Source organism: Nocardia sp. NPDC047038 (assembly GCF_040644075.1).
Lineage (GTDB): Bacteria > Actinomycetota > Actinomycetes > Mycobacteriales > Mycobacteriaceae > Nocardia > Nocardia sichangensis.
Genome location: NZ_JBEYVQ010000001.1, coordinates 1,036,700 through 1,056,155 on the forward strand (window position 1 = coordinate 1,036,700; position 19,456 = coordinate 1,056,155).

The following is a 19,456-nucleotide window of genomic DNA, read 5'->3' on the forward strand; positions in this document are numbered from 1 at the left end:
CCGAGGATTCTCGATGACGGTTCAGACCGCCGAAAAACCCCGTGCCGCGCTGCCCCGCGTCACGATGGCACTCATCTTCGCGTTCATCCTGGTCGGCGGCGCGCTGCGCTCCGTGGAAGCCGGTTGCCAGAACTCGCTGAAGCTCGCATTGAAGAACGTCTGGCTGTGTGGCGTGATCTCCTACGCCGTCGCATTCACCGGCTTCGCGATCTTCCTCACAGTGGCGCTGCTGGTTTCCAGGAACCGGCCGTGGCCGACGAAGGCCGACATCCGGAGTATGCCCCGCTGGGCGCCCTTCGGTGGCCTGCTCGGCGGGGCCGCGATCCTGGCGATGATCTCCGTGGCCTCCGATGTGGGCGCGGGTACGTTCAACGCCCTCATCATCGCGGGACAGATGTTCGGTGCGCTCACGATCGACCACTTCGGGCTGATGGGATTCCCGCGGCGCACGGTGAGCTCGAAACGCGTCGTCGCCTGCGTCATGATCATCGCCGGGATCTATCTCATGGCGACCTACTGAACATCCGTGCGGACCTGGTCGACAGCGGCGTTCTGAGAGACAGATAGGGTAGCTATCGCAACGTTGCCTCGCTGAGGGAAGTGGGAGACATGGCCGCGAACGAGCTGACCGTGACGGACATCCGTACCGTGCAGGAGGCGTGGGCGCTGTTCGACCGACTCCCCGCGGCGCGGGTCGAGGACGTCACGACCGGGCGCTGGCGAGGCGAAGAACTGGACACCGGTCATCCGATGGACGGTGTGCTGGTGGCTTCGGGCTGGTACGGCAAGCAGTTCGACGGCCCCGACAGCGTGCATCCGCTGTTGTTCACCTCGGGCGGCGCGGTGTTCGCCGTCGATCCGCGCCGCGTCCCGGTCGCGTTGGCCGGGCGGGTACCGCTGCCCGGTGTGCGGGCCCTGCGCAAGTTGCTGCCGGTCCTGCGTCCCGCGCTGCGCACGCGCAAGCACACCGCGCGTCTGCGTGAGGTCGAATACCGCGGTGTGACAAGTGCCGCGATGGTCTACGACCACCTGCCGATCATCGATCATTTCCGGCGCGCCGACGAGCACACCCTGCTCGGCGTGATGGATTTGCGTGGTATGGCCGAACCGTATTTCTTCGTGCTGCATCGGGATATCGGCTGAGCCGGTCGGCCGTCGCCGATCCGGGTCCGGCGCCGCGCCCGCCACACTAGGATTTGCGCGAACAGGCGACACCTTGCGGCGATGTGGTGACCGAGGGAGACACAGTCGATGGAGCGCACGACCTGCCTGGTGGTTGGTGGGGGACCGGCCGGAATGATCCTCGGGCTGCTGCTCGCCAGGGCCGGGGTCGAGGTCACGGTGCTGGAGAAGCACAAGGACTTCCTCCGTGACTTCCGCGGCGACACCGTGCATCCCACCACCCTCGATCTGCTCGACGAACTGGGTCTCGGCGCGGAGTTCGCGAAACTGCCCGCGCGCAAGGTGGATCGAGTGCAACTGCCGATCTCGGGCGGCCTGCAGACGCTCGCCACGCTGACGCATCTGCCGGGCAGGCACAAGTACATCGCGATGGTGCCGCAGTGGGATCTGTTGGATCTGCTCGCGCGTGCCGCGGCCGACGAACCCACCTTCCGGCTGCGGCTGAACACCGAGGCCATCGACCTGGTCTGGATCGACGGCCGGGTAGGTGGCGTCGCCTACCGGACCGTCGACGGCGCCGCCGGCGCGATCGAAGCCGACCTCACGGTGGCCTGCGACGGCCGCGGCTCACTGCTGCGGTCGGCCGCGGGACTGCCGATCCGCACGTGGTCGACACCCATGGACGTCTGGTGGTTCCGCCTGCCGCGCACCGAGATCGATCCCGCGGGCGCGCTGCCGATCGTCAGCGCCCGGCGGGTGGCGGTGCTGCTCGATCGCGGCGACTACTGGCAGTGCGCGACGTTGATCGCCAAGGGCGCCGACGAATCCGCCCGCCGCGGGCCGGTGCGGGACGTCATGCGGAGTCTGGCCGAGGCCGCTCCCTGGCTCTACGACCGGATCGACGCCTTGACCAGCTGGGACGAGGTCAAGTTGCTGGAGGTGAAACTCGATCGGCTGACCAAGTGGTACACCAACGGCCTGTTGTGTCTGGGCGACGCCGCCCATGCCATGTCCCCGGCCGGCGGCGTCGGCATCAACCTGGCCGTGCAGGACGCCGTAGCCGCGGCCAGGATCCTTGCTCCGCCGCTGCTCTCGGGGACGCTCGGCACCAGGGAGTTGGCGAAGGTGCAGCGACGGCGCCGATTCCCGACCGTGGTGACACAGGGAATGCAGCGACTCCTGCACACCGTCGCGGTCGCGCCCGCCCTCGACGGACGAGTCGACATCGCGAGTTCCCCGCGCGCACCGCTGCCGGTCCGCATTCTGCGGCGCATCCCCGTGATTCGCAGCGTGCCGACCTTCTTGATCGCTCGCGGTGTCTTGCCCGAGCACGCCCCGCACTTCGCGCGGCGGTAGCGCTCAGGCCGGCACGTCGGGGGAGGACGTAGGCGCGGTGGCGATCCAACCCGCGACGACCGCCAGACCCGTCGGGCGGTGCACGGCGAGGAAACCGAAGGGCCGGTCGAAGACCACCGAGACGACAGGCGCGTAGTCGTGCCGCAGGACGGCCGCTGCCGCGCGCAACGCGAAGGCCGTCACGGCGGCCGCCTCGAAACCTTCGTGGCCGAACCGGGCGAGCACTTCCTGCGCTCCCTGGCCGACGCACAGTGGGTCCGGGGAGATCGCCGGGAAGTGGCCGTGGGTGCAGTCGGTCGCGGCGGTCAGGCCGAACAAGCCCGGTGCGGTGAGCAGATCGTGGGTGGAGCGGACCTCGAAAGGCGGTAGCTGGACGCGCAGTCGGCCAGTGTTGGGTACCACCGGCTCGGTACGCACGTTCAGGCCCGGTCCCTTCGTGCCGACCGGCAGGTCGGAGCGGATCGGCACACCGCCGGACAGCGCGGCCAGGCCCGTTTCGAGCACGGCGCCGGGTGCCCCGGTGCCGAGCAGAAGGTGGACGTCGAGGTCGGCGACGCCTTCGACGACCACGCGGGTGACCGGTTCCGATGCGTCCAGGATCGCGGCGTTCGTCAGGTCGCGGCTCGTGCGGGACAACCCGGGTCCGCGATGTCCCCGCCACGGGCCGTCCTCGGGTGCCAGCGTCCCGACATCGAAGGGCACCTGCCACTTCGTCTTCGCGACCAGCGCGGTGGCGAGCACCAGCAGCGTCTCGGGATCGACCGTGAGGGGAAACCGTTCGATGAGCCCATCGGTGTGCCGGGCCGCCCAGCTGTCGAGCTCGGACTGCCCGGCCAGCCGCGCGAGCACGCTCTCGGGAAGCGACTGCGACCACGGCTCGTGCAACGGAAGGTCGCGGCGCACCCACACTCCGAGTGCGGCCGACACCGCCTCCGCGCGCTCGAGGTCGTCCAGCAGCCGGAGCGCCGCAGCTTGCCCGTCCGCCGCGGGCAAGCCGGTCGCGGTCGTCAGGTCGTCCCGAGCCGGACCGTCCGCCGCGGAAGCGAGCAGGGCGAGCAGCGGCCATACCCCGGCGCCGGACACCACGAAGTCTCGTTCGCCCGCCGCCGCGCACCACCGTGCGGTGAGCGCGTTGGCGGCGCCGACATGGGATTCCACAGAAGTCCGCACCAGCCCACCCTAGCTACGCCGGGGGCCGCGCGGCGTTATCCGGACACGGCGGAGCCCGGGCGCAGCACGATCTTGCCCAGGACCGTCCTTTCCTCCAACAGGCGATGCGCGCGGCTCGCCTGGTCCAGCGGCAGCACGGCCTCGACCAGCGGGTCGAGGCCGCCCGCCGCCGCGCGGGCCAGAACGGCGGTGCGCGCTCGGGCTACTCGGTTCAGCCAGTCCGGTCCCGCGCAACCGACGAAGGTGAGCCCGCGCATGAGCAGGTCGCTCGCCGACACCTGCGCGGGTGCTCCGGACAACCATCCGTAGCCCAGCATCCGGCCGCGCAGGGGTGTCAGGAGCTCGAGCAGGCCGGCGGCACTCGCGCCGCCGATCGAATCGAACACGACGTCCACCGTTGCGCCGTCGAGTGTTTCGCGCAGCCGGGTGGTCCAGTCCGGATCGTTGTGGTCGATCACCTCGTCGGCTCCCAGTTTGCGCGCGTGGGCGACCTTGTCGGGACCACCTGCGGTCCCGATGACGCGAGCCGCCCCGAATTCTCTCGCCAATTGGGTCAGCGCGCTGCCGATGCCCGTGGCGGCGGCTTCGATCAGGACGGTTTCGATGCCGGTGAGCGCGGCGGTCTCCAGCAGTGGAATCGCGACCGATCCGTTCATCAGCACCGCCGCGGCGTCCACGAAGGACAGGCCGTCGGGAATGGAAACCACGGAATCCGCGTTGGCGGCGACGAATTCGGCGTAAGCGCCGGAACCCTGGGTCGACACGACGACCCGGCGTCCGATCAGCGCCGGATCGACTTGCGCGCCGACCTCGGTGACGACCCCTGCGGCTTGGAAACCGAAAACCAGCGGAAGTGGCGCGCCGAGCGGGAACTCGCCGGAGCGCAACTTGGTCTCGGGGAACAGCACCGGGATCGCCTCGGCGCGGATCACCACCTCGTCCGCGTCTGCCCGTGGCGCCGGGACGTCCGCGGTGACCAGCACGTCCGGGCTGCCCGGCGCCGTCATTACGATTGCCTGCATATGAACTCCATAAGTTGACTGACGGTCCAATTGACTCCCCGATGATATGGACCGCCGGTCAACTTGTCTAGAAAGTGGGTGCGATGGGCGACGGACGGCCGAAGGAACGGGCCGACGCGGCGCGCAACCGGCGGGCGATAGTGGACGCCACCTTCGCCCTGTTGGCCGAGCACGGCGCCGAAGCGATCACCATGGACCGCGTCGCGGCCGCCGCCGGAGTGGGCAAGGGCACGATCTTCCATCGCTTCGGCAGCCGGGCGGGGCTGTTGCACGAGATGGTCGCGCAAAGCGCGGTCGCGCTCATGGACGCGGTCACCAGCGGCCCGCCACCCCTCGGCCCCGGTGCGCCCGCCGATGCCCGGCTGGTCGCCTACTTCGACGCCATGGCACGGTTGGTGATCAACAATTCCGAGCTGATGGTCGCCTATCGCACCGAGCCGCCACATCCGCGAACCGCCGAATTCCACGCCTTCTGGGACCACCACATCACCACGTTGCTGCGCGAGGCGCGTCCGGACCTGGACGCCGAAGTGGTCGGGCGGCTACTGCTCGGCGCGCTGAGCGCCGAATTGGTGCCTGCCATGGTCCGCGCGGGGGAGACGGAACGGTTGCTGGCCGCGGTGCGCGAGCTGGTCGAATCGGTGCTACGCGCGCCGTGACGGCTCGTGCGGCATCGCGACCGGCGCGTCGGTCCGTCTACGGCTCGACCGTTCGTGTGCGGCACGCGGTTTCGATCCGCTCACACCTCGCGCGGCGATCAGTCCCGCGACAGAATGGCCTCGAACCGTTCGTCGGCTCGGTCGAGCTGATCGAGGATGTGCTGCCGGACGTGCTCGGCCAGCGGCGTGTCCGGCCGGGTGACCAGATCGCGGTACACGTCGGTGAGCGGGCGGTACTTGGCGGCGAGTCTCGCCATCGCGGGGCCGGTGGCGTAGAGGATGCCCACACCGTTGTCGGTGAAGTCGGAGAGCTTGATGACGCGGGCCCACGGGTCCCGGTCCAGATTCGTCGCGACATGCTCGCGGTACTGCGCCTGCCGGTCCCGGGCCGGATCCGGCTCGGGATTGGTCACCGCGGCCACGAGATCGGCCACTCGCGCACCGAACCGATCGGTGAGCGCGCCCAGTGCGGCGTCGACGGTGGGTCCGGGACGATCGGCGGCCAGCTCGGCGGCGTGGTCCTCGACCGCGTCGTGCAACAGCCCCGCCGCGACCACGTCCGGATCGCGAACCTCGTAATGGCTGATGATCCGAATCGACACGCGCAGAAGATGACTGAGATAGGGCTCGCGGCCGTACCGATCGTCGCGATGCAGATCGGCCGCGAGATCGAGCGCCGCGGCCAGGCGTTGCGTGTCCGGCAACTCGGCGATTTCCAGCAGTAATCGTTCGCGCAGCCCGGCCTCGCCGTAGACCTCGCTGATCGTGTGCAGCGGCATCACGGCCAAGACCCCCGCCCCTGGATTGCTCATAATGCCAGGCTAACCGGAGCGGGGGACACGTGGCGGACGACGATCACTTCCGACCTCGACGATGGTTCAGCTCGAAACGGTGCGTGGGAGCAGGGTCAGCGGACGCCGCGTGGACGGTACTGGATGCTGATCCGCGGACCGGTGGGCCTGCGCGTCTTGGGCACGGCGTGCTCCCAGGTGCGCTGGCAAGAGCCGCCCATGACCAGCAGGTCGCCATGTCCGACAACGTATTTGATGCTCGGGCCACCGCCGCGCGGCCGGAGTAGCAGCGCCCTTGGCGCCCCGATCGACACGATCGCGACCATGGTGTCGTGGGTGGCGCCGCGGCCGATGGTGTCGCCGTGCCAGGCGACGCTGTCGTGCCCGTCGCGGTAGTAGCACAGGCCCGCGGTGCGGAACGGTTCGCCGAGTTCGCGCCGATAGTGCTCGCTCAGTGCTGTGCGCGCGTCGGCGAGTGCCGGATCCGGCAGCGGTTCGTGCTCCGCGTAGAACCGCAGCAGCCGGGGCACGTCTACCACGCGGTCGTACATCGGCCTGCGTTCGGCTTTCCATGGCACGCCGTCGACCAGCCGGTCGAACAGCGCGTCCGCGCCCGAAAGCCAACCGGGCAGCAGATCCACCCAGGCGCCGTGGTCGAGCACCGTACGGCGCGCGTCGCGCAGCGGCCCGAGCTCGGTCTCACCGAACCCGTCGAGCAGCGATCCCTGTAGCGGTGTGGACATGCGGCCGAGCGTACCGCTGATCGAACATATGTGCTAGCGGTTTTCGGTCATATTCGTCGAACTTCCCCCGCGCGATCGACGGGAAACCCAGCGAGGAGATGACATGCCGGTCGGCGAGCTGGTCGGACGACGGGAGTCGTCATGACCGGAAGACCGCCGCAAGCCCCCACGGCCGGTGTGGCGATGGCCGCGATCGGCGCGGCGGTGATCAGCGACTGGGCAGCCGCGATCTCGGTGTATTTCTCGCCGTGCGCCGACAGCGGCCGCTGCCCCGCGCTCAGTGGCCCCGCTCACAGCGCGATATGCCTGGTGAAACCGGGGGTCGGGGCGCTGCTACGCTGCTTGCCGTAAGACATCCTTTAACGGACCGTCCGGTGAGGCGGGGAAGGAGGTCGGCATGGCCGTGCCCGAAGAACGGGCCGCCAAGTCCGGCGCTGCCGAGACATCGCAGCGACATACCCCGGAATGGGTGGCGGCGGGACGGGAGCTGTTGTCGGCTTCGGATGTCGGGCGGACCGTCGCGCGCATCGCGCACCAGATCATCGAGAAAACCGCGCTGGACGCCGGTGAGCCGGGCGCGCCACGCGTGGTGCTGATCGGCATCCCCACCCGGGGCACCACCCTGGCCGCGCGGCTCACCAGCAAGATCGAGGAATTCTCCGGCGTCCGCCCGGCTCTGGGCTCGCTCGACATCACCCTCTACCGGGACGATCTGCGCAGCCGCCCGCACCGGCCGCTGGAGCGCACCTCCGTTCCGGAAGGCGGTATCGAGGACGCGCTCGTGGTACTGGTCGACGACGTCCTGTTCTCCGGCCGCACCGTCCGCTCCGCGCTCGACGGTCTGCGCGACCTCGGCCGCCCGCGCGCGGTGCAGCTGGCGGTGCTCATCGACCGCGGTCACCGCGAACTGCCGATCCGTGCCGATTACGTCGGCAAGAACGTGCCGACCAACCGCTCCGAGGACATCTCGGTGCTGCTGACCGAACACGACGGCCGCGACGGCGTCTACCTGCACCAGGAGGAGGCGTGATGAAGCTGCTACACGCCGGCTCGCGGCAGGAGGCAGGCGCGTGAGGCATCTGCTGTCGGTCGCCGCGCTCGATCGCGCCGCCGCGAACGAGCTGCTCGACGAGGCCGAGCGGTTCGAACAGGCGCTCCTCGGCCGTGAGGTGCACAAACTGCCCACGCTGCGCGGGCGCACCGTGATGACGGTCTTCTACGAGAACTCGACCCGGACCCGGGTCTCGTTCGAGGTCGCGGGCAAGTGGATGAGCGCGGACGTGATCAACGTGAGCGCGAGCAGCTCATCGGTCGCCAAGGGCGAGTCGCTGCGCGACACCGCGCTCACCCTGCACGCCGCGGGAGCCGACGCGCTGATCGTGCGGCATCCGGCCTCCGGCGCCGCGCACCAGATCGCGCGCTGGATGGACGAGTGGGCGGTCTCCACGGGGCGCGGCTCCGGCCCGGCGGTCGTCAACGCGGGCGACGGAACGCACGAGCACCCGACCCAGGCGTTGCTGGACGCGCTGACCCTCCGGCAGCGGCTCGGCGACATCGAGGGCAAGCGGGTGGTCATCGTCGGTGACATCCTGCACAGCCGGGTCGCGCGATCGAACGTCTTCCTGCTGGCCACACTCGGCGCGGAGGTCGTGCTGGTCGCTCCGCGCACGCTGCTTCCGGTCGGCGTGGAGAGCTGGCCCGCCCGCGTCTCACACCACTTGGACGCCGAGCTGATCGGCGCCGACGCCGTGCTGATGTTGCGGGTGCAGGCCGAGCGGATGAACGGCGGGTTCTTCCCGTCGGCCCGCGAGTACTCGATCACCTACGGACTCTCCGAACGCAGGCTGGCCCTGCTGGAGGACCACGCGGTCGTGCTGCACCCCGGCCCGATGCTGCGCGGCATGGAAATCGCGTCCTCCGTCGCGGACTCGCCGAAAGCCGCTGTGCTGCAACAGGTCACCAACGGGGTGCACGTGCGGATGGCGGTGCTGTTCCGCCTGCTCGTCGGAACCCAGGAGGCAGTGGCATGAGTGGAAGGAACGACGCCATCGTTCTGATCAAGGGCGCGCTGCTGTACGGCGAAGGCGAGCCGGTCGACGTGCTCGTCGCCGACGGGGAGATCCGTCAGATCGGCACCGATCTGGGCGTGGTCGACGCCGAAATCATCGACGCGCAGGGCCAGATCCTGCTGCCCGGCTTCGTCGACCTGCACACCCACCTGCGTGAGCCGGGCCGCGAGGACACCGAGACTATCGAGACGGGTTCCGCCGCCGCCGCGCTCGGCGGCTACACCGCGGTGTTCGCGATGGCCAACACCAACCCGGTCGCCGACTCGGTGGTCGTCACCGACCATGTGTGGCGGCGGGGCCGGGAGGTCGGCCTGGTCGACGTCTATCCGGTCGGCGCGGTCACCGTGGGCCTGGAGGGCAAGCAGCTCGCCGAGATGGGGACCATGGCCGCGGGCGTCGGGGCGGTGCGCATGTTCTCCGACGACGGTCACTGTGTCTACGACCCGCTGATCATGCGCAGGGCCCTGGAGTACGCGAACTCGCTCGGGGTGCTGATCGCGCAGCACGCGGAGGAGCCAAGGCTGACCAAGGGCGCCGTCGCGCACGAGGGGCCGACCGCGGCCCGGCTGGGGCTGGCCGGCTGGCCGCGCGCGGCCGAGGAGTCGATCGTGGCGCGCGACGCCTTGCTGGCGCGCGACGCGGGCGCCCGCGTGCACATCTGCCACGCCTCCACAGAGGGCACCGTGGAACTGGTGAGATGGGCCAAGTCCCAGGGTATTTCGATCACTGCCGAAGTGACCCCGCACCACCTGCTGCTGGACGACTCCCGGTTGGAGACCTACGACGCCGTCAACAAGGTCAACCCGCCGCTGCGCGAGTCGTCCGACGCCGCCGCGCTGCGGCAGGCGCTGGCCGAGGGCATCATCGATTGCGTCGCCACCGACCACGCGCCGCACGCCGAGCAGGACAAGTGCTGCGAGTTCGCCGCGGCGCGGCCCGGCATGCTCGGCTTGGAGACGGCGCTGTCGATCATCGTGCGGACCATGGTCGAGCCCGGGCTGCTGGACTGGCGCGGCGTCGCCCGCGTGATGAGCGAGCGACCGGCCGCGATCGTGGGCTTGGACGAGCACGGCAGACCGCTCGAGGTCGGCGAGCCGGCCAACTTGACGCTGGTCGACCCGGAGGCGAGCTGGACGGTGCGTGGAAAGGACCTGGCCAGCATCTCGAACAACACGCCGTTCGAGGCGATGACCTTCCCGGCCCGGGTGACGGCGACGTTGCTGCGCGGCCGGGTCACCGCCAGGGACGGCAAGGCGCTGGTCGACCGGGCGGAGGCGTAGATGAGCAACCGAGGCGCAGCCGTTCGAGGAGGTTCGTAGTGGAGAGAACACTCTGGGTGGTCGGGCTGCTGATCCTGTTCGCGGCCTGTCTGTGGCTGATGTACCGGGGCTGGCGCAACCGCGCGGCGCGCCAAGCCGAGCGCGTCGGCACGCTGCCCACCGTGCCGGCGGAACTGGGTGCGCAGGTATTGGAGCCGACCACCGGCCTGTACTTGGGCAGCACCATCGCGCCGAGCTGGCAGGACCGGATCACCGTCGGCGATCTGGGTTTCCGGGCCACCGCGGAACTCACGCGGTTCGAAAAGGGGATTCTGCTCGAACGCGACGGCGCGACGGTGATCTGGATTCCGGACGAATCCATCACCGCGGTGCGCACCGAACGCGGGCACGCGGGCAAAGTGATGACGGAAGATGGTGTGCTGGTCATTCGCTGGAAGCTGCCGACGGGAACCGAGATCGATACGGGTTTCCGCGGCGACGACAAGTCGGTCTACCCGGCTTGGCGCAGGCTTCCCGCGGCGGATCAGAGCGGGACGATGACGGGAGATGACGAGGGATGACAGGAGAAGCAGCACTCGTGCTGGAGGACGGCCGGGTGTTCCGCGGCCAGGCCTACGGCGCCGTGGGCCAGACGCTCGGTGAGGCGGTGTTCTGCACCGCGATGACCGGGTACCAGGAGACCCTCACCGACCCGTCCTACCACCGCCAGATCGTGGTGGCCGCCGCGCCGCAGATCGGCAACACCGGCTGGAACGACGAGGACGACGAGTCCACGAAGATCTGGGTCGCCGGGTACGCGGTGCGCGACCCGGCGCGGCGCGCCTCCAACTGGCGCGCCACCAGGACGCTGCCCGATGAGCTGGAACGTCAGCGGATCGTCGGCATCGCGGGCATCGACACCCGCGCGCTGGTACGCCATCTGCGCACCCGCGGTTCGATGAAGGCGGGCATCTTCTCCGGCGACGCGCTCGCCGCCGCGGACGAGCTGGTGGACCGAGTGAACGGTCAGCCGTCCATGCTGGGCGCCGACCTCGCCGGCGAGGTGACCACCGACGCGCTCTACACGATCGAGCCGGAGGGCGACCATCGCCGCACGGTCGTCGCGGTCGATCTCGGGATCAAGACCAACACCCCGCGCATGTTCGCGCAGCGCGGCATGCGGGTGCACGTGGTGTCCTCGAACACCACGCTGGACCAGATCCTCGAACTGAAGCCCGACGGCGTCTTCCTGTCCAACGGTCCAGGCGACCCGGCCACCGCCGACGCGGCGGTCGAGTTGACCCGTGGCGTGCTGGGCGAGGGCCTGCCGCTGTTCGGCATCTGCTTCGGCAACCAGATCCTCGGCCGCGCGCTCGGCCGGGGCACCTACAAGATGAAGTTCGGCCACCGCGGCATCAACATCCCGGTGGTGGAGCACGAGACCGGCCGGATCTCGATCACCGCGCAGAACCACGGGTTCGCGCTGGAAGGCGAGCGGGGCGAGCGGTTCCACACCCCCTTCGGCACGGCCGAGGTGAGTCACGTCTGCGCCAACGACGGCACGGTCGAGGGCGTCCGGCTGGTCGACGGTCGCGCCTTCTCCGTGCAGTACCACCCGGAAGCCGCCGCCGGACCCCACGACGCCGCGTACCTGTTCGACCGTTTCGCCGGTCTCATGGAAGGAGCCTGATGCCTCGCCGCGAGGATCTCGAGCACATCCTGGTGATCGGTTCTGGCCCGATCGTCATCGGCCAGGCGTGCGAATTCGACTACTCCGGCACGCAGGCGTGCCGGGTGCTGCGGGCCGAGGGCCTGCGGGTGTCGCTGGTCAACTCGAACCCGGCGACGATCATGACCGATCCGGAGTTCGCCGACTCCACCTACGTGGAGCCGATCACGCCGGAGTTCGTGGAGAAGGTGATCGAAAAGGAGCGTCCGGACGCCATCCTGGCCACCCTCGGTGGCCAGACCGCGCTGAACACCGCGGTCGCGCTGCACGAGCGCGGTGTGCTGGCGAAGTACGGCGTGGAACTCATCGGCGCCGACTTCGACGCCATCCAGCGCGGTGAGGACCGGCAGAAGTTCAAGGACATCGTGGCCAAGGTGGGCGGCGAGAGCGCCCGCTCCCGGGTCTGCTTCACCATGGACGAGGTCCGCGATACGGTCGCCGAACTCGGCTACCCCGTGGTGGTGCGCCCGTCGTTCACCATGGGCGGCCTCGGTTCCGGGATGGCCTACAACGAGGAAGACCTCGATCGCATCGCCGGCGGCGGCCTGGCCGCCTCGCCCACCGCGAACGTCCTGATCGAGGAGTCCATCCTCGGCTGGAAGGAATACGAGCTCGAGCTGATGCGGGACGGCCGCGACAACGTCGTGGTGGTCTGCTCGATCGAGAACGTCGACCCGATGGGTGTGCACACCGGCGACTCGATGACCGTCGCCCCGGCGATGACGCTCACCGACCGCGAGTACCAGAAGTTGCGTGATCTCGGCATCGCCATCCTGCGCGAGGTCGGCGTCGACACCGGCGGCTGCAACATCCAGTTCGCGGTGGACCCGCGCGACGGCCGCCTGATCGTCATCGAGATGAATCCGCGCGTGTCGCGTTCGTCCGCGCTGGCGTCGAAGGCGACCGGCTTCCCGATCGCGAAGATCGCCGCCAAGCTGGCCATCGGCTACACGCTCGACGAGATCGTCAACGACATCACCAAGGAAACCCCGGCCTGCTTCGAGCCGACCCTCGACTACGTGGTCGTCAAGGCCCCGCGGTTCGCGTTCGAGAAGTTCCCCGGCGCCGACGGCACGCTGACCACCACCATGAAGTCCGTCGGCGAGGCCATGTCCCTCGGCCGCAACTTCTCCGAGGCGCTCGGCAAGGTGCTGCGTTCGCTGGAGACCAAAGCCGCCGGCTTCTGGACCCAGGACGACGGCGCGTGGACCGACGTCGAAGCGATCCTCGAAGACCTGCGCACGCCCACCGAAGGGCGTATCTACCAGGTGGAGCGGGCGCTGCGGCTGGGCGCGAGCATCGAGGACGTCGCCGCCGCCTCCGGCATCGACCCGTGGTTCGTCGCGGAGGTGGCCGGTCTGGTCGAGTTGCGCCAGGAGATCCTCGACGCGCCCGTGCTGGACGAACCGCTGTTGCGGCGGGCCAAGCACTACGGCCTGTCCGATCGTCAGCTGGCCGCGCTGCGGCCCGAACTGGCAGGGGAGAGCGGTGTGCGCGCCCTGCGCCACCGGCTCGGGGTCCGCCCGGTCTTCAAGACGGTCGACACCTGCGCCGCCGAGTTCGAGGCCAAGACCCCGTACCACTACTCGGCCTACGAACTCGATCCCGCGGCCGAGTCCGAGGTGGCGCCGCAGCCCGACCGCGAGAAGGTGATCATCCTCGGGTCCGGGCCGAACCGCATCGGCCAGGGCATCGAGTTCGACTACTCGTGTGTGCACGCGGCGCAGACGCTGTCGAAGGCCGGATACGAGACGGTGATGGTCAACTGCAACCCGGAGACCGTCTCCACCGACTACGACACCGCCGATCGCCTCTACTTCGAGCCGCTGACTTTCGAAGACGTGCTCGAGGTCTACCACTCCGAGTGCGAGTCCGGCACCGTCGCCGGTGTCATCGTGCAGCTGGGCGGGCAGACCCCGCTCGGCCTCGCGCAGCGGCTCACCGCGGCGGGCGTGCCGGTGGTCGGTACCAGCGCGGCCGCGATCGACCTGGCCGAGGACCGAGGCGAATTCGGTGACGTGCTGGTCGCGGCCGGTCTGCCCGCGCCGAAGTACGGCACCGCGACCACCTTCGCGCAGGCGCGCAAGATCGCCACCGACATCGGCTACCCGGTGCTGGTGCGCCCCTCCTACGTGCTCGGCGGCCGGGGTATGGAGATCGTCTACGACGAGAACTCCTTGGAGGGCTACATCTCCCGGGCGACCGAGCTGAGCCCGGAGCACCCGGTGCTGGTCGACCGGTTCCTGGAGGACGCGATCGAGATCGACGTCGACGCGCTGTGCGACGGCGAGGAGGTCTACCTCGGCGGCGTGATGGAGCACATCGAGGAGGCGGGCATCCACTCCGGTGACTCCGCCTGCGCCCTGCCCCCGATCACCTTGGGTCGCAGCGATATCGAGTCGGTGCGCCGCTCGACCGTCGCGCTCGCCAAGGGCATCGGCGTCCGCGGCCTGCTCAATGTGCAGTACGCGCTCAAGGACGACGTGCTCTACGTTCTGGAGGCCAATCCGCGCGCGAGCCGGACGGTTCCGTTCGTGTCGAAGGCCACCGCGGTGCCGCTGGCCAAGGCCGCCGCGCGGATCATGCTGGGCGCCACCATCGCCGAACTCCGCAAGGAGGGCATGCTGCCGAGCGAGGGCGACGGCGGGCACGTCGCGCTGGACGCTCCGGTCGCGGTCAAGGAGGCCGTGCTGCCGTTCCACCGCTTCCGGCGCGCCGACGGCAGCGGCGTGGATTCGCTGCTCTCGCCGGAGATGAAGTCGACCGGCGAGGTGATGGGCATCGACGCCGATTTCGGCACCGCCTTCGCCAAGAGTCAGACCGCCGCCTACGGCTCGCTGCCCACCGAGGGCACCGTGTTCGTCTCGATCGCCAATCGGGACAAGCGCGCGATGGTCTTCCCGGTGAAGCGCCTGCACGACCTCGGCTTCCGCATCCTCGCCACCGAGGGCACGGCGGAAATGCTGCGCCGCAACGGGATTCCGTGCGAGCAGGTGCGCAAGCACTCCGAGGTGGGGTCGGACGACGAGCCGACGATCGTGGAGCAGATTCGCGACGGCGAGGTCGACATGGTGTTCAACACGCCTTACGGCAACTCCGGCCCTCGCGTGGACGGCTATGAGATCCGCAGCGCGGCGGTCGGTGTGAACATCCCGTGCATCACCACCGTGCAGGGTGCGGCGGCCGCGGTGCAGGGCATCGAGGCCAGCATCAACGGTGGCATCGGCGTGCGGTCGCTGCAGGAACTGCACTCGGTGCTGCGTGGGTGAGCCGCGACCGGACGGAACGGGTGCGATGAAGACCTTCGGCGACCGCCTGCGGCACGCGATGCGGCAACTGGGGCCGGTGTGCGTCGGCATCGACCCGCACCCGGAACTGCTGCGGTCCTGGGGACTGACCGAAGACGTCGAGGGACTCGAGCGGTTCGCCGAGATCTGCGTGGAGGCGTTCGACGGCCTCGTCGCGCTGGTCAAGCCGCAGGTCGCGTTCTTCGAAGCCCACGGCTCCGGGGGCATCGCGGTCCTGGAGCGCACCATCGAGGTGCTGCGGGCCTCGGGAACCTTGGTGCTCGCCGACGCCAAACGCGGCGATATCGGGTCCACCATGGACGCCTACGCGCGGACCTGGCTGGCCGACGGCCCGCTCGGGTCCGACGCGGTCACTGTCTCGCCGTATCTGGGCTTCGGTTCGCTGGCACCGGCGCTGACGCTCGCCGAGACAGGCCACCGCGGCGTCTTCGTGCTCGCGGCGACCTCGAACCCCGAGGGAGCGCAGGTGCAGCGGGCGGTCGCTGCGGACGGCCGCACGGTCGCGCAGACCATGGTCGACGAGGCGGCGGCGCGCAACGCGGGCGGGGAGTTCGGTTCGGTCGGCGTTGTGGTCGGCGCCACGCTCAGCGAGGCGCCCGATCTCTCCGCGCTCAACGGCCCGATCCTCATGCCAGGGGTTGGCGCCCAGGGCGGCGGCCCGGAAACCATCAGGGAGCTGGTCCCGGAGGCGATGCTCCCGGCCGTCGTGCCGAATGTCTCGCGGGAGGTGCTGAGGGACGGGCCCACCGTTCCGGCACTGCGTGCCAGAGTGCGCGGTTTCCAGGACGCGTTCGCGTTCCTCCAGAAATGACCGCGAAAGGCCGGCGCATCCGCGCCGGCCTTCGTCGTTTTCGTCCCTCGAGCGTGCAGGTGTTCGCACACACGTGCCCTTTAGCGGGGCCTGTGCGCGCTGCTGCGCTGATTTCGGGGCCGATCGGTGCACGGATGGGCACAACGCTCCTGGACCGACGTACAGGGCCGGTATCCGGCACCGGATGCCGGTCATGGCGGCCGAAATGGCTCGGATGTGACGCCCGACACGCGCAAAAAACTCGCGACACGCGGAGAATTTCCAGAAAGTTCCTGGTAGGGCGCGTGAGGGGTTGCTGGAGAGATGCGCTGCCGTCTCGCAACCCTTCCGCAAACCATTCGGTTTGTCGAAAACGCCCTGCTGGCGGCACATTTCGCTGATTCGGTATCGCGATGCGCTCGATGGCGCGGGCGACACCGGCGCCGGGCCGCCGTGGTGCGGTCCGTATCCGGAATCATGCGCTGACCTGGGGGGTGGGTTCGCAATCGGCGGACGTCGTGGGTACGGTCGCTGAGACTGCCGGGTTACCGGCAGGAGTTGAATGCAATGAACGATGAGACGGAGGAACCGTGGCCCTTCCCCAGCTGACTGACGAGCAGCGCGCCGCTGCTTTGGAGAAGGCGGCTGCCGCTCGCCGCGCTCGGGCGGAGCTCAAGGAGCGCTTGAAGCGTGGCGGCACCAACCTGAAGCAGGTGCTCACCGACGCCGAGACCGACGAGATCCTCGGCAAGATGAAGGTGTCGGCGCTGCTGGAGGCCCTGCCGAAGGTGGGCAAGGTCAAGGCGGCGGAGATCATGAGCGAGCTGGAGATCGCCCCCACCCGGCGGCTGCGCGGACTCGGCGACCGGCAGCGTAAGGCGCTGCTGGCCCGGTTCGACTTCGACGCCTGACAACGAGGGTGATCGAACACACGCGGAAGGGTCGACTGGTCGTACTGGTCGGCCCCTCGGCCGTGGGCAAGTCCACCGTGGTCCGCTGTGTCCGCGAACGACTGCCCTACCTGGTCTTCAGCGTGTCGGCAACGACCCGGGCCCCGCGGCCCGGGGAGGTCGACGGCCTCGACTACCACTTCGTCTCCCGTGCGGAGTTCGACGCGATGATCGAGGCGGATGAACTGCTCGAGTGGGCGGACATCCACGGCGGGTTGCAGCGTTCGGGCACCCCCGCCGGGCCGGTGCGCGCCGCGCTGGCGGAGGGCCTTCCGGTACTGGTCGAAGTGGATCTCGAGGGCGCGCGATCGGTGCGCCGGGCGATCCCCGACGCGATTCTGGTTTTCCTTGCCCCGCCGAGCTGGGAGGAGTTGGTGGCGCGACTGACCTCGCGCGGCACCGAGTCGCCCGAAGTGATCGAGCGTCGCTTGGAGACGGCCAGGATCGAGCTGGCGGCCTGTGACGAGTTCGACATAGTTATCGTCAACGACGAGGTGACCAGCGCCTGTGAGCAGTTGGTATCGTTGTTCGTTAGCACAAATTCGAGTTCGTGACCCCCATCTGCGCATGAGCGATCAGGCCCGGAGGAGGTAGCCTGCGTATTCACGTAGGGCCTTCGCGCATGCGCAATCCACTCCGGCATGAGTGACCAGGCCCGGAGGCGGCACGCCGCCGCACTCGCAGGGCCCCTCGTTCATCCGACCGACCACAGCAGGAGTCTTCCTAGTGACGGACACCAAGACCGCGCCCGCTTACGACACGCCGGTCGGCCTCACCAACCCGCCGATCGACGAGTTGCTGGAGCGCACGTCGTCCAAGTACGCCCTGGTCATCTACGCGGCCAAGCGGGCCAGGCAGATCAACGACTACTACAACCAGCTCGGCGACGGCATCCTCGAGTACGTCGGCCCGCTGGTCGAGCCGGGTCTGCAGGAGAAGCCGCTGTCGGTCGCCCTGCGCGAGATCCACTCCGACCTGCTCGAGCACTCCGAAGGCGAGTGAGGCGAACCCCGGTTCGCCGTGACCACTACTAGGCCGGAGGCGTAGTGACCACAAGGATCGTCGTCGGTGTAGCCGGAGGCATCGCCGCCTACAAGGCGTGTTCTCTGGTCCGGCGATTCACCGAGACCGGACATGACGTCCGGGTGATCCCCACCACCTCGGCGCTGGAGTTCGTCGGCAAGGCGACCTTCGAGGCACTGTCCGGGAACCCGGTGCACACCGGCGTGTTCTCCGACGTGCCCGAGGTGCCGCATGTTCGGCTGGGCCAGGAGGCGGACCTCGTGGTCATCGCCCCGGCGACCGCCGACCTCATGGCCCGCGCCGCGTCCGGCCGCGCCGACGACCTGCTCACCGCCACGCTGCTGACGGCCCGATGTCCGATCTTGTTCGCGCCCGCGATGCACACCGAGATGTGGGAGCATCCGGCGACCGTCGCCAACGTCGCGACCTTGCGCGCCCGCGGTGCGATCGTCATGGAGCCCGCGGCGGGCCGGCTCACCGGCGCCGACACCGGCCCTGGACGGCTGCCCGAGCCCGAGGAGATCTTCGGCCTCGCGTCGCTGCTCATGGAGCGTGCCGACGCGATCCCGCGGGATCTGGCGGGCCGCCGGGTCGTCATCACGGCGGGCGGCACCAGGGAGCCGCTGGATCCGGTGCGTTTCCTGGGCAACCGTAGCTCCGGCAAGCAGGGCTACGCGCTCGCGCGGGTCGCGGCCCAGCGCGGCGCTCACGTGACGTTGATCGCGGGCAACACGATCGAGATGGCGGCGCCCGCCGCCGTCGACCTGGTGCACATCACCACCGCCGAACAGCTGAAGACCGCCGTCGACAAGCACGCCGTCGGCGCCGACGCGGTGATCATGGCCGCGGCGGTCGCCGATTTCCGGCCGACCAACGTCGCCGCCGCCAAGATCAAGAAGGGTGCAGGCGAGCCCGACGTCATTCCGCTGACCAAGACCGACGACATCCTCGCCGGCTTGGTGCAGGCGCGCCGCGACGGGCAGTTGCCCGGCACCGCGATCGTCGGTTTCGCCGCCGAGACCGGTGACGAGCACGGCGATGTTCTCACCCACGCGCGGGCCAAGCTCGCACGCAAGGGGTGCGACCTGCTCGTGGTCAACGCGGTCGGCGAGGGCAAGGCGTTCGAGGTGGACACCAACGACGGCTGGCTGCTGGGCGCGGACGGCACCGAACAGGCGCTCGATCACGGCTCCAAGGCGTTGCTGGCCAGCCGTGTGCTCGACGCGCTGAGCGTGTTGCTGCGCTGAGCCGGGCCGCGTCCCTGCCAGGATTGCGATCCGGTCCGTCGTTCGCGACGCCGTCATCAATTCGGCACCGGCACGACACCGGGAGTTCAGCTGTCCGGGATGGCCGCGGCGTTGAGGTCCGCCCTGTCGGTGATTTGGAATAGGCTGAGATATAAGGGTTGCGCAGTCGCGACATCGCGTTACTGTCGCAAGCCGATACGAGTAACCCGTTGAGGGAG

Annotated in this window: 20 protein-coding genes; 16 read left to right on the forward strand and 4 right to left on the reverse strand. The window is 69.3% G+C overall.

Going from position 1 to position 19,456, the window contains the following annotated elements; genetic code table 11:
- The first annotated feature begins 13 nt into the window (after window positions 1-13).
- The 3 genes from ABZ824_RS05060 (at window position 14) to ABZ824_RS05070 (ending at window position 2,478) form a co-directional block, all read left to right on the forward strand.
- Window positions 14-520: a DMT family transporter gene (locus ABZ824_RS05060; protein WP_356961700.1), complete on the forward strand. Its 507-nt coding sequence runs from the start codon at window positions 14-16 to the stop codon at window positions 518-520.
- A gap of 89 nt (window positions 521-609) precedes the next feature.
- Complete coding sequence (locus ABZ824_RS05065; RefSeq protein WP_356961702.1) at window positions 610-1,143, forward strand: DUF4334 domain-containing protein; 534 nt, start codon at window positions 610-612, stop codon at window positions 1,141-1,143.
- 108 nt (window positions 1,144-1,251) lie between these two features.
- Complete coding sequence (locus ABZ824_RS05070; protein ID WP_356961704.1) at window positions 1,252-2,478, forward strand: FAD-dependent oxidoreductase; 1,227 nt, start codon at window positions 1,252-1,254, stop codon at window positions 2,476-2,478.
- Window positions 2,479-2,481: 3 nt separating this feature from the next.
- On the opposite strand, the gene ABZ824_RS05075 is transcribed toward ABZ824_RS05070, so the two are convergent.
- The gene (locus ABZ824_RS05075) at window positions 2,482-3,648 is read right to left on the reverse strand and encodes a serpin family protein (RefSeq protein WP_356961706.1); all 1,167 of its coding nucleotides are present in this window, start codon (window positions 3,646-3,648) and stop codon (window positions 2,482-2,484) included.
- Between the two features lie 35 nt (window positions 3,649-3,683).
- Window positions 3,684-4,670 carry a zinc-binding dehydrogenase gene (locus tag ABZ824_RS05080; protein WP_356961708.1) on the reverse strand — a complete coding sequence of 329 codons (987 nt, stop codon included), beginning with the start codon at window positions 4,668-4,670 and terminating at the stop codon, window positions 3,684-3,686.
- 83 nt (window positions 4,671-4,753) lie between these two features.
- Between ABZ824_RS05080 and ABZ824_RS05085 the strand changes: the two genes are divergently transcribed.
- Entirely contained in the window at window positions 4,754-5,329 is a 576-nt protein-coding gene (locus tag ABZ824_RS05085) for a helix-turn-helix domain-containing protein (RefSeq protein ID WP_356961709.1), read from the forward strand.
- A 98-nt stretch (window positions 5,330-5,427) separates the two neighbouring features.
- On the opposite strand, the gene ABZ824_RS05090 is transcribed toward ABZ824_RS05085, so the two are convergent.
- Both ABZ824_RS05090 and ABZ824_RS05095 read right to left on the reverse strand, forming a co-directional pair.
- Complete coding sequence (locus tag ABZ824_RS05090; RefSeq protein ID WP_355070613.1) at window positions 5,428-6,141, reverse strand: HD domain-containing protein; 714 nt, start codon at window positions 6,139-6,141, stop codon at window positions 5,428-5,430.
- A 95-nt stretch (window positions 6,142-6,236) separates the two neighbouring features.
- Window positions 6,237-6,863, reverse strand: coding sequence for an alpha-ketoglutarate-dependent dioxygenase AlkB (locus ABZ824_RS05095; RefSeq protein WP_356961710.1), 627 nt, complete (start codon window positions 6,861-6,863; stop codon window positions 6,237-6,239).
- A 141-nt stretch (window positions 6,864-7,004) separates the two neighbouring features.
- On the opposite strand from ABZ824_RS05095, the gene ABZ824_RS05100 reads away from it, so the two are divergent.
- The 12 genes from ABZ824_RS05100 (at window position 7,005) to coaBC (ending at window position 19,238) form a co-directional block, all read left to right on the forward strand.
- Complete coding sequence (locus tag ABZ824_RS05100; RefSeq protein WP_356961711.1) at window positions 7,005-7,214, forward strand: hypothetical protein; 210 nt, start codon at window positions 7,005-7,007, stop codon at window positions 7,212-7,214.
- Between the two features lie 46 nt (window positions 7,215-7,260).
- Window positions 7,261-7,893, forward strand: coding sequence for a bifunctional pyr operon transcriptional regulator/uracil phosphoribosyltransferase PyrR (pyrR, locus tag ABZ824_RS05105; protein WP_356961713.1), 633 nt, complete (start codon window positions 7,261-7,263; stop codon window positions 7,891-7,893).
- A gap of 40 nt (window positions 7,894-7,933) precedes the next feature.
- A complete protein-coding gene (locus ABZ824_RS05110) occupies window positions 7,934-8,893 on the forward strand; it encodes an aspartate carbamoyltransferase catalytic subunit (protein ID WP_355070621.1) in 960 nt (319 codons plus the stop codon).
- Entirely contained in the window at window positions 8,890-10,212 is a 1,323-nt protein-coding gene (locus ABZ824_RS05115; RefSeq protein WP_356961715.1) for a dihydroorotase, read from the forward strand. The genes ABZ824_RS05110 and ABZ824_RS05115 overlap by 4 nt, the downstream gene beginning before the upstream one ends.
- Before the next feature lie 38 nt (window positions 10,213-10,250).
- Entirely contained in the window at window positions 10,251-10,772 is a 522-nt protein-coding gene (locus tag ABZ824_RS05120; RefSeq protein ID WP_356961716.1) for a transporter, read from the forward strand.
- Complete coding sequence (gene carA / locus ABZ824_RS05125) at window positions 10,769-11,881, forward strand: glutamine-hydrolyzing carbamoyl-phosphate synthase small subunit (RefSeq protein ID WP_356961717.1); 1,113 nt, start codon at window positions 10,769-10,771, stop codon at window positions 11,879-11,881. Before ABZ824_RS05120 ends, carA begins: the two co-directional genes overlap by 4 nt.
- Window positions 11,881-15,189 carry a carbamoyl-phosphate synthase large subunit gene (gene carB, locus ABZ824_RS05130; RefSeq protein WP_356961718.1) on the forward strand — a complete coding sequence of 1,103 codons (3,309 nt, stop codon included), beginning with the start codon at window positions 11,881-11,883 and terminating at the stop codon, window positions 15,187-15,189. The genes carA and carB overlap by 1 nt, the downstream gene beginning before the upstream one ends.
- A gap of 25 nt (window positions 15,190-15,214) precedes the next feature.
- Entirely contained in the window at window positions 15,215-16,039 is an 825-nt protein-coding gene (gene pyrF, locus ABZ824_RS05135) for an orotidine-5'-phosphate decarboxylase (RefSeq protein WP_356961720.1), read from the forward strand.
- Between the two features lie 569 nt (window positions 16,040-16,608).
- Window positions 16,609-16,929 (forward strand): integration host factor, actinobacterial type, encoded by a 321-nt coding sequence (mihF, locus tag ABZ824_RS05140; RefSeq protein ID WP_028476708.1) that lies wholly within the window; start codon window positions 16,609-16,611, stop codon window positions 16,927-16,929.
- Between the two features lie 8 nt (window positions 16,930-16,937).
- Window positions 16,938-17,522 (forward strand): guanylate kinase, encoded by a 585-nt coding sequence (gene gmk, locus ABZ824_RS05145; protein ID WP_356961722.1) that lies wholly within the window; start codon window positions 16,938-16,940, stop codon window positions 17,520-17,522.
- Between the two features lie 172 nt (window positions 17,523-17,694).
- Window positions 17,695-17,970 carry a DNA-directed RNA polymerase subunit omega gene (gene rpoZ / locus ABZ824_RS05150; RefSeq protein ID WP_355070636.1) on the forward strand — a complete coding sequence of 92 codons (276 nt, stop codon included), beginning with the start codon at window positions 17,695-17,697 and terminating at the stop codon, window positions 17,968-17,970.
- Between the two features lie 44 nt (window positions 17,971-18,014).
- A complete protein-coding gene (gene coaBC, locus ABZ824_RS05155; protein WP_355070638.1) occupies window positions 18,015-19,238 on the forward strand; it encodes a bifunctional phosphopantothenoylcysteine decarboxylase/phosphopantothenate--cysteine ligase CoaBC in 1,224 nt (407 codons plus the stop codon).
- Window positions 19,239-19,456 lie beyond the last annotated feature (218 nt).

What these genes read in the sequence shown, in the direction of transcription:
- ABZ824_RS05060 (WP_356961700.1), top strand. Translation starts at nt 14, where the DNA reads ATGACGGTTCAGACCGCCGAAAAACCCCGTGCCGCGCTGCCCCGCGTC.
- ABZ824_RS05065 (WP_356961702.1), top strand. Translation starts at nt 610, where the DNA reads ATGGCCGCGAACGAGCTGACCGTGACGGACATCCGTACCGTGCAGGAG.
- ABZ824_RS05070 (WP_356961704.1), top strand. Translation starts at nt 1,252, where the DNA reads ATGGAGCGCACGACCTGCCTGGTGGTTGGTGGGGGACCGGCCGGAATG.
- ABZ824_RS05080 (WP_356961708.1), bottom strand. Translation starts at nt 4,670, where the DNA reads ATGCAGGCAATCGTAATGACGGCGCCGGGCAGCCCGGACGTGCTGGTC.
- ABZ824_RS05085 (WP_356961709.1), top strand. Translation starts at nt 4,754, where the DNA reads ATGGGCGACGGACGGCCGAAGGAACGGGCCGACGCGGCGCGCAACCGG.
- ABZ824_RS05090 (WP_355070613.1), bottom strand. Translation starts at nt 6,141, where the DNA reads ATGAGCAATCCAGGGGCGGGGGTCTTGGCCGTGATGCCGCTGCACACG.
- ABZ824_RS05095 (WP_356961710.1), bottom strand. Translation starts at nt 6,863, where the DNA reads ATGTCCACACCGCTACAGGGATCGCTGCTCGACGGGTTCGGTGAGACC.
- ABZ824_RS05100 (WP_356961711.1), top strand. Translation starts at nt 7,005, where the DNA reads ATGACCGGAAGACCGCCGCAAGCCCCCACGGCCGGTGTGGCGATGGCC.
- pyrR (WP_356961713.1), top strand. Translation starts at nt 7,261, where the DNA reads ATGGCCGTGCCCGAAGAACGGGCCGCCAAGTCCGGCGCTGCCGAGACA.
- ABZ824_RS05115 (WP_356961715.1), top strand. Translation starts at nt 8,890, where the DNA reads ATGAGTGGAAGGAACGACGCCATCGTTCTGATCAAGGGCGCGCTGCTG.
- carA (WP_356961717.1), top strand. Translation starts at nt 10,769, where the DNA reads ATGACAGGAGAAGCAGCACTCGTGCTGGAGGACGGCCGGGTGTTCCGC.
- carB (WP_356961718.1), top strand. Translation starts at nt 11,881, where the DNA reads ATGCCTCGCCGCGAGGATCTCGAGCACATCCTGGTGATCGGTTCTGGC.
- pyrF (WP_356961720.1), top strand. Translation starts at nt 15,215, where the DNA reads ATGAAGACCTTCGGCGACCGCCTGCGGCACGCGATGCGGCAACTGGGG.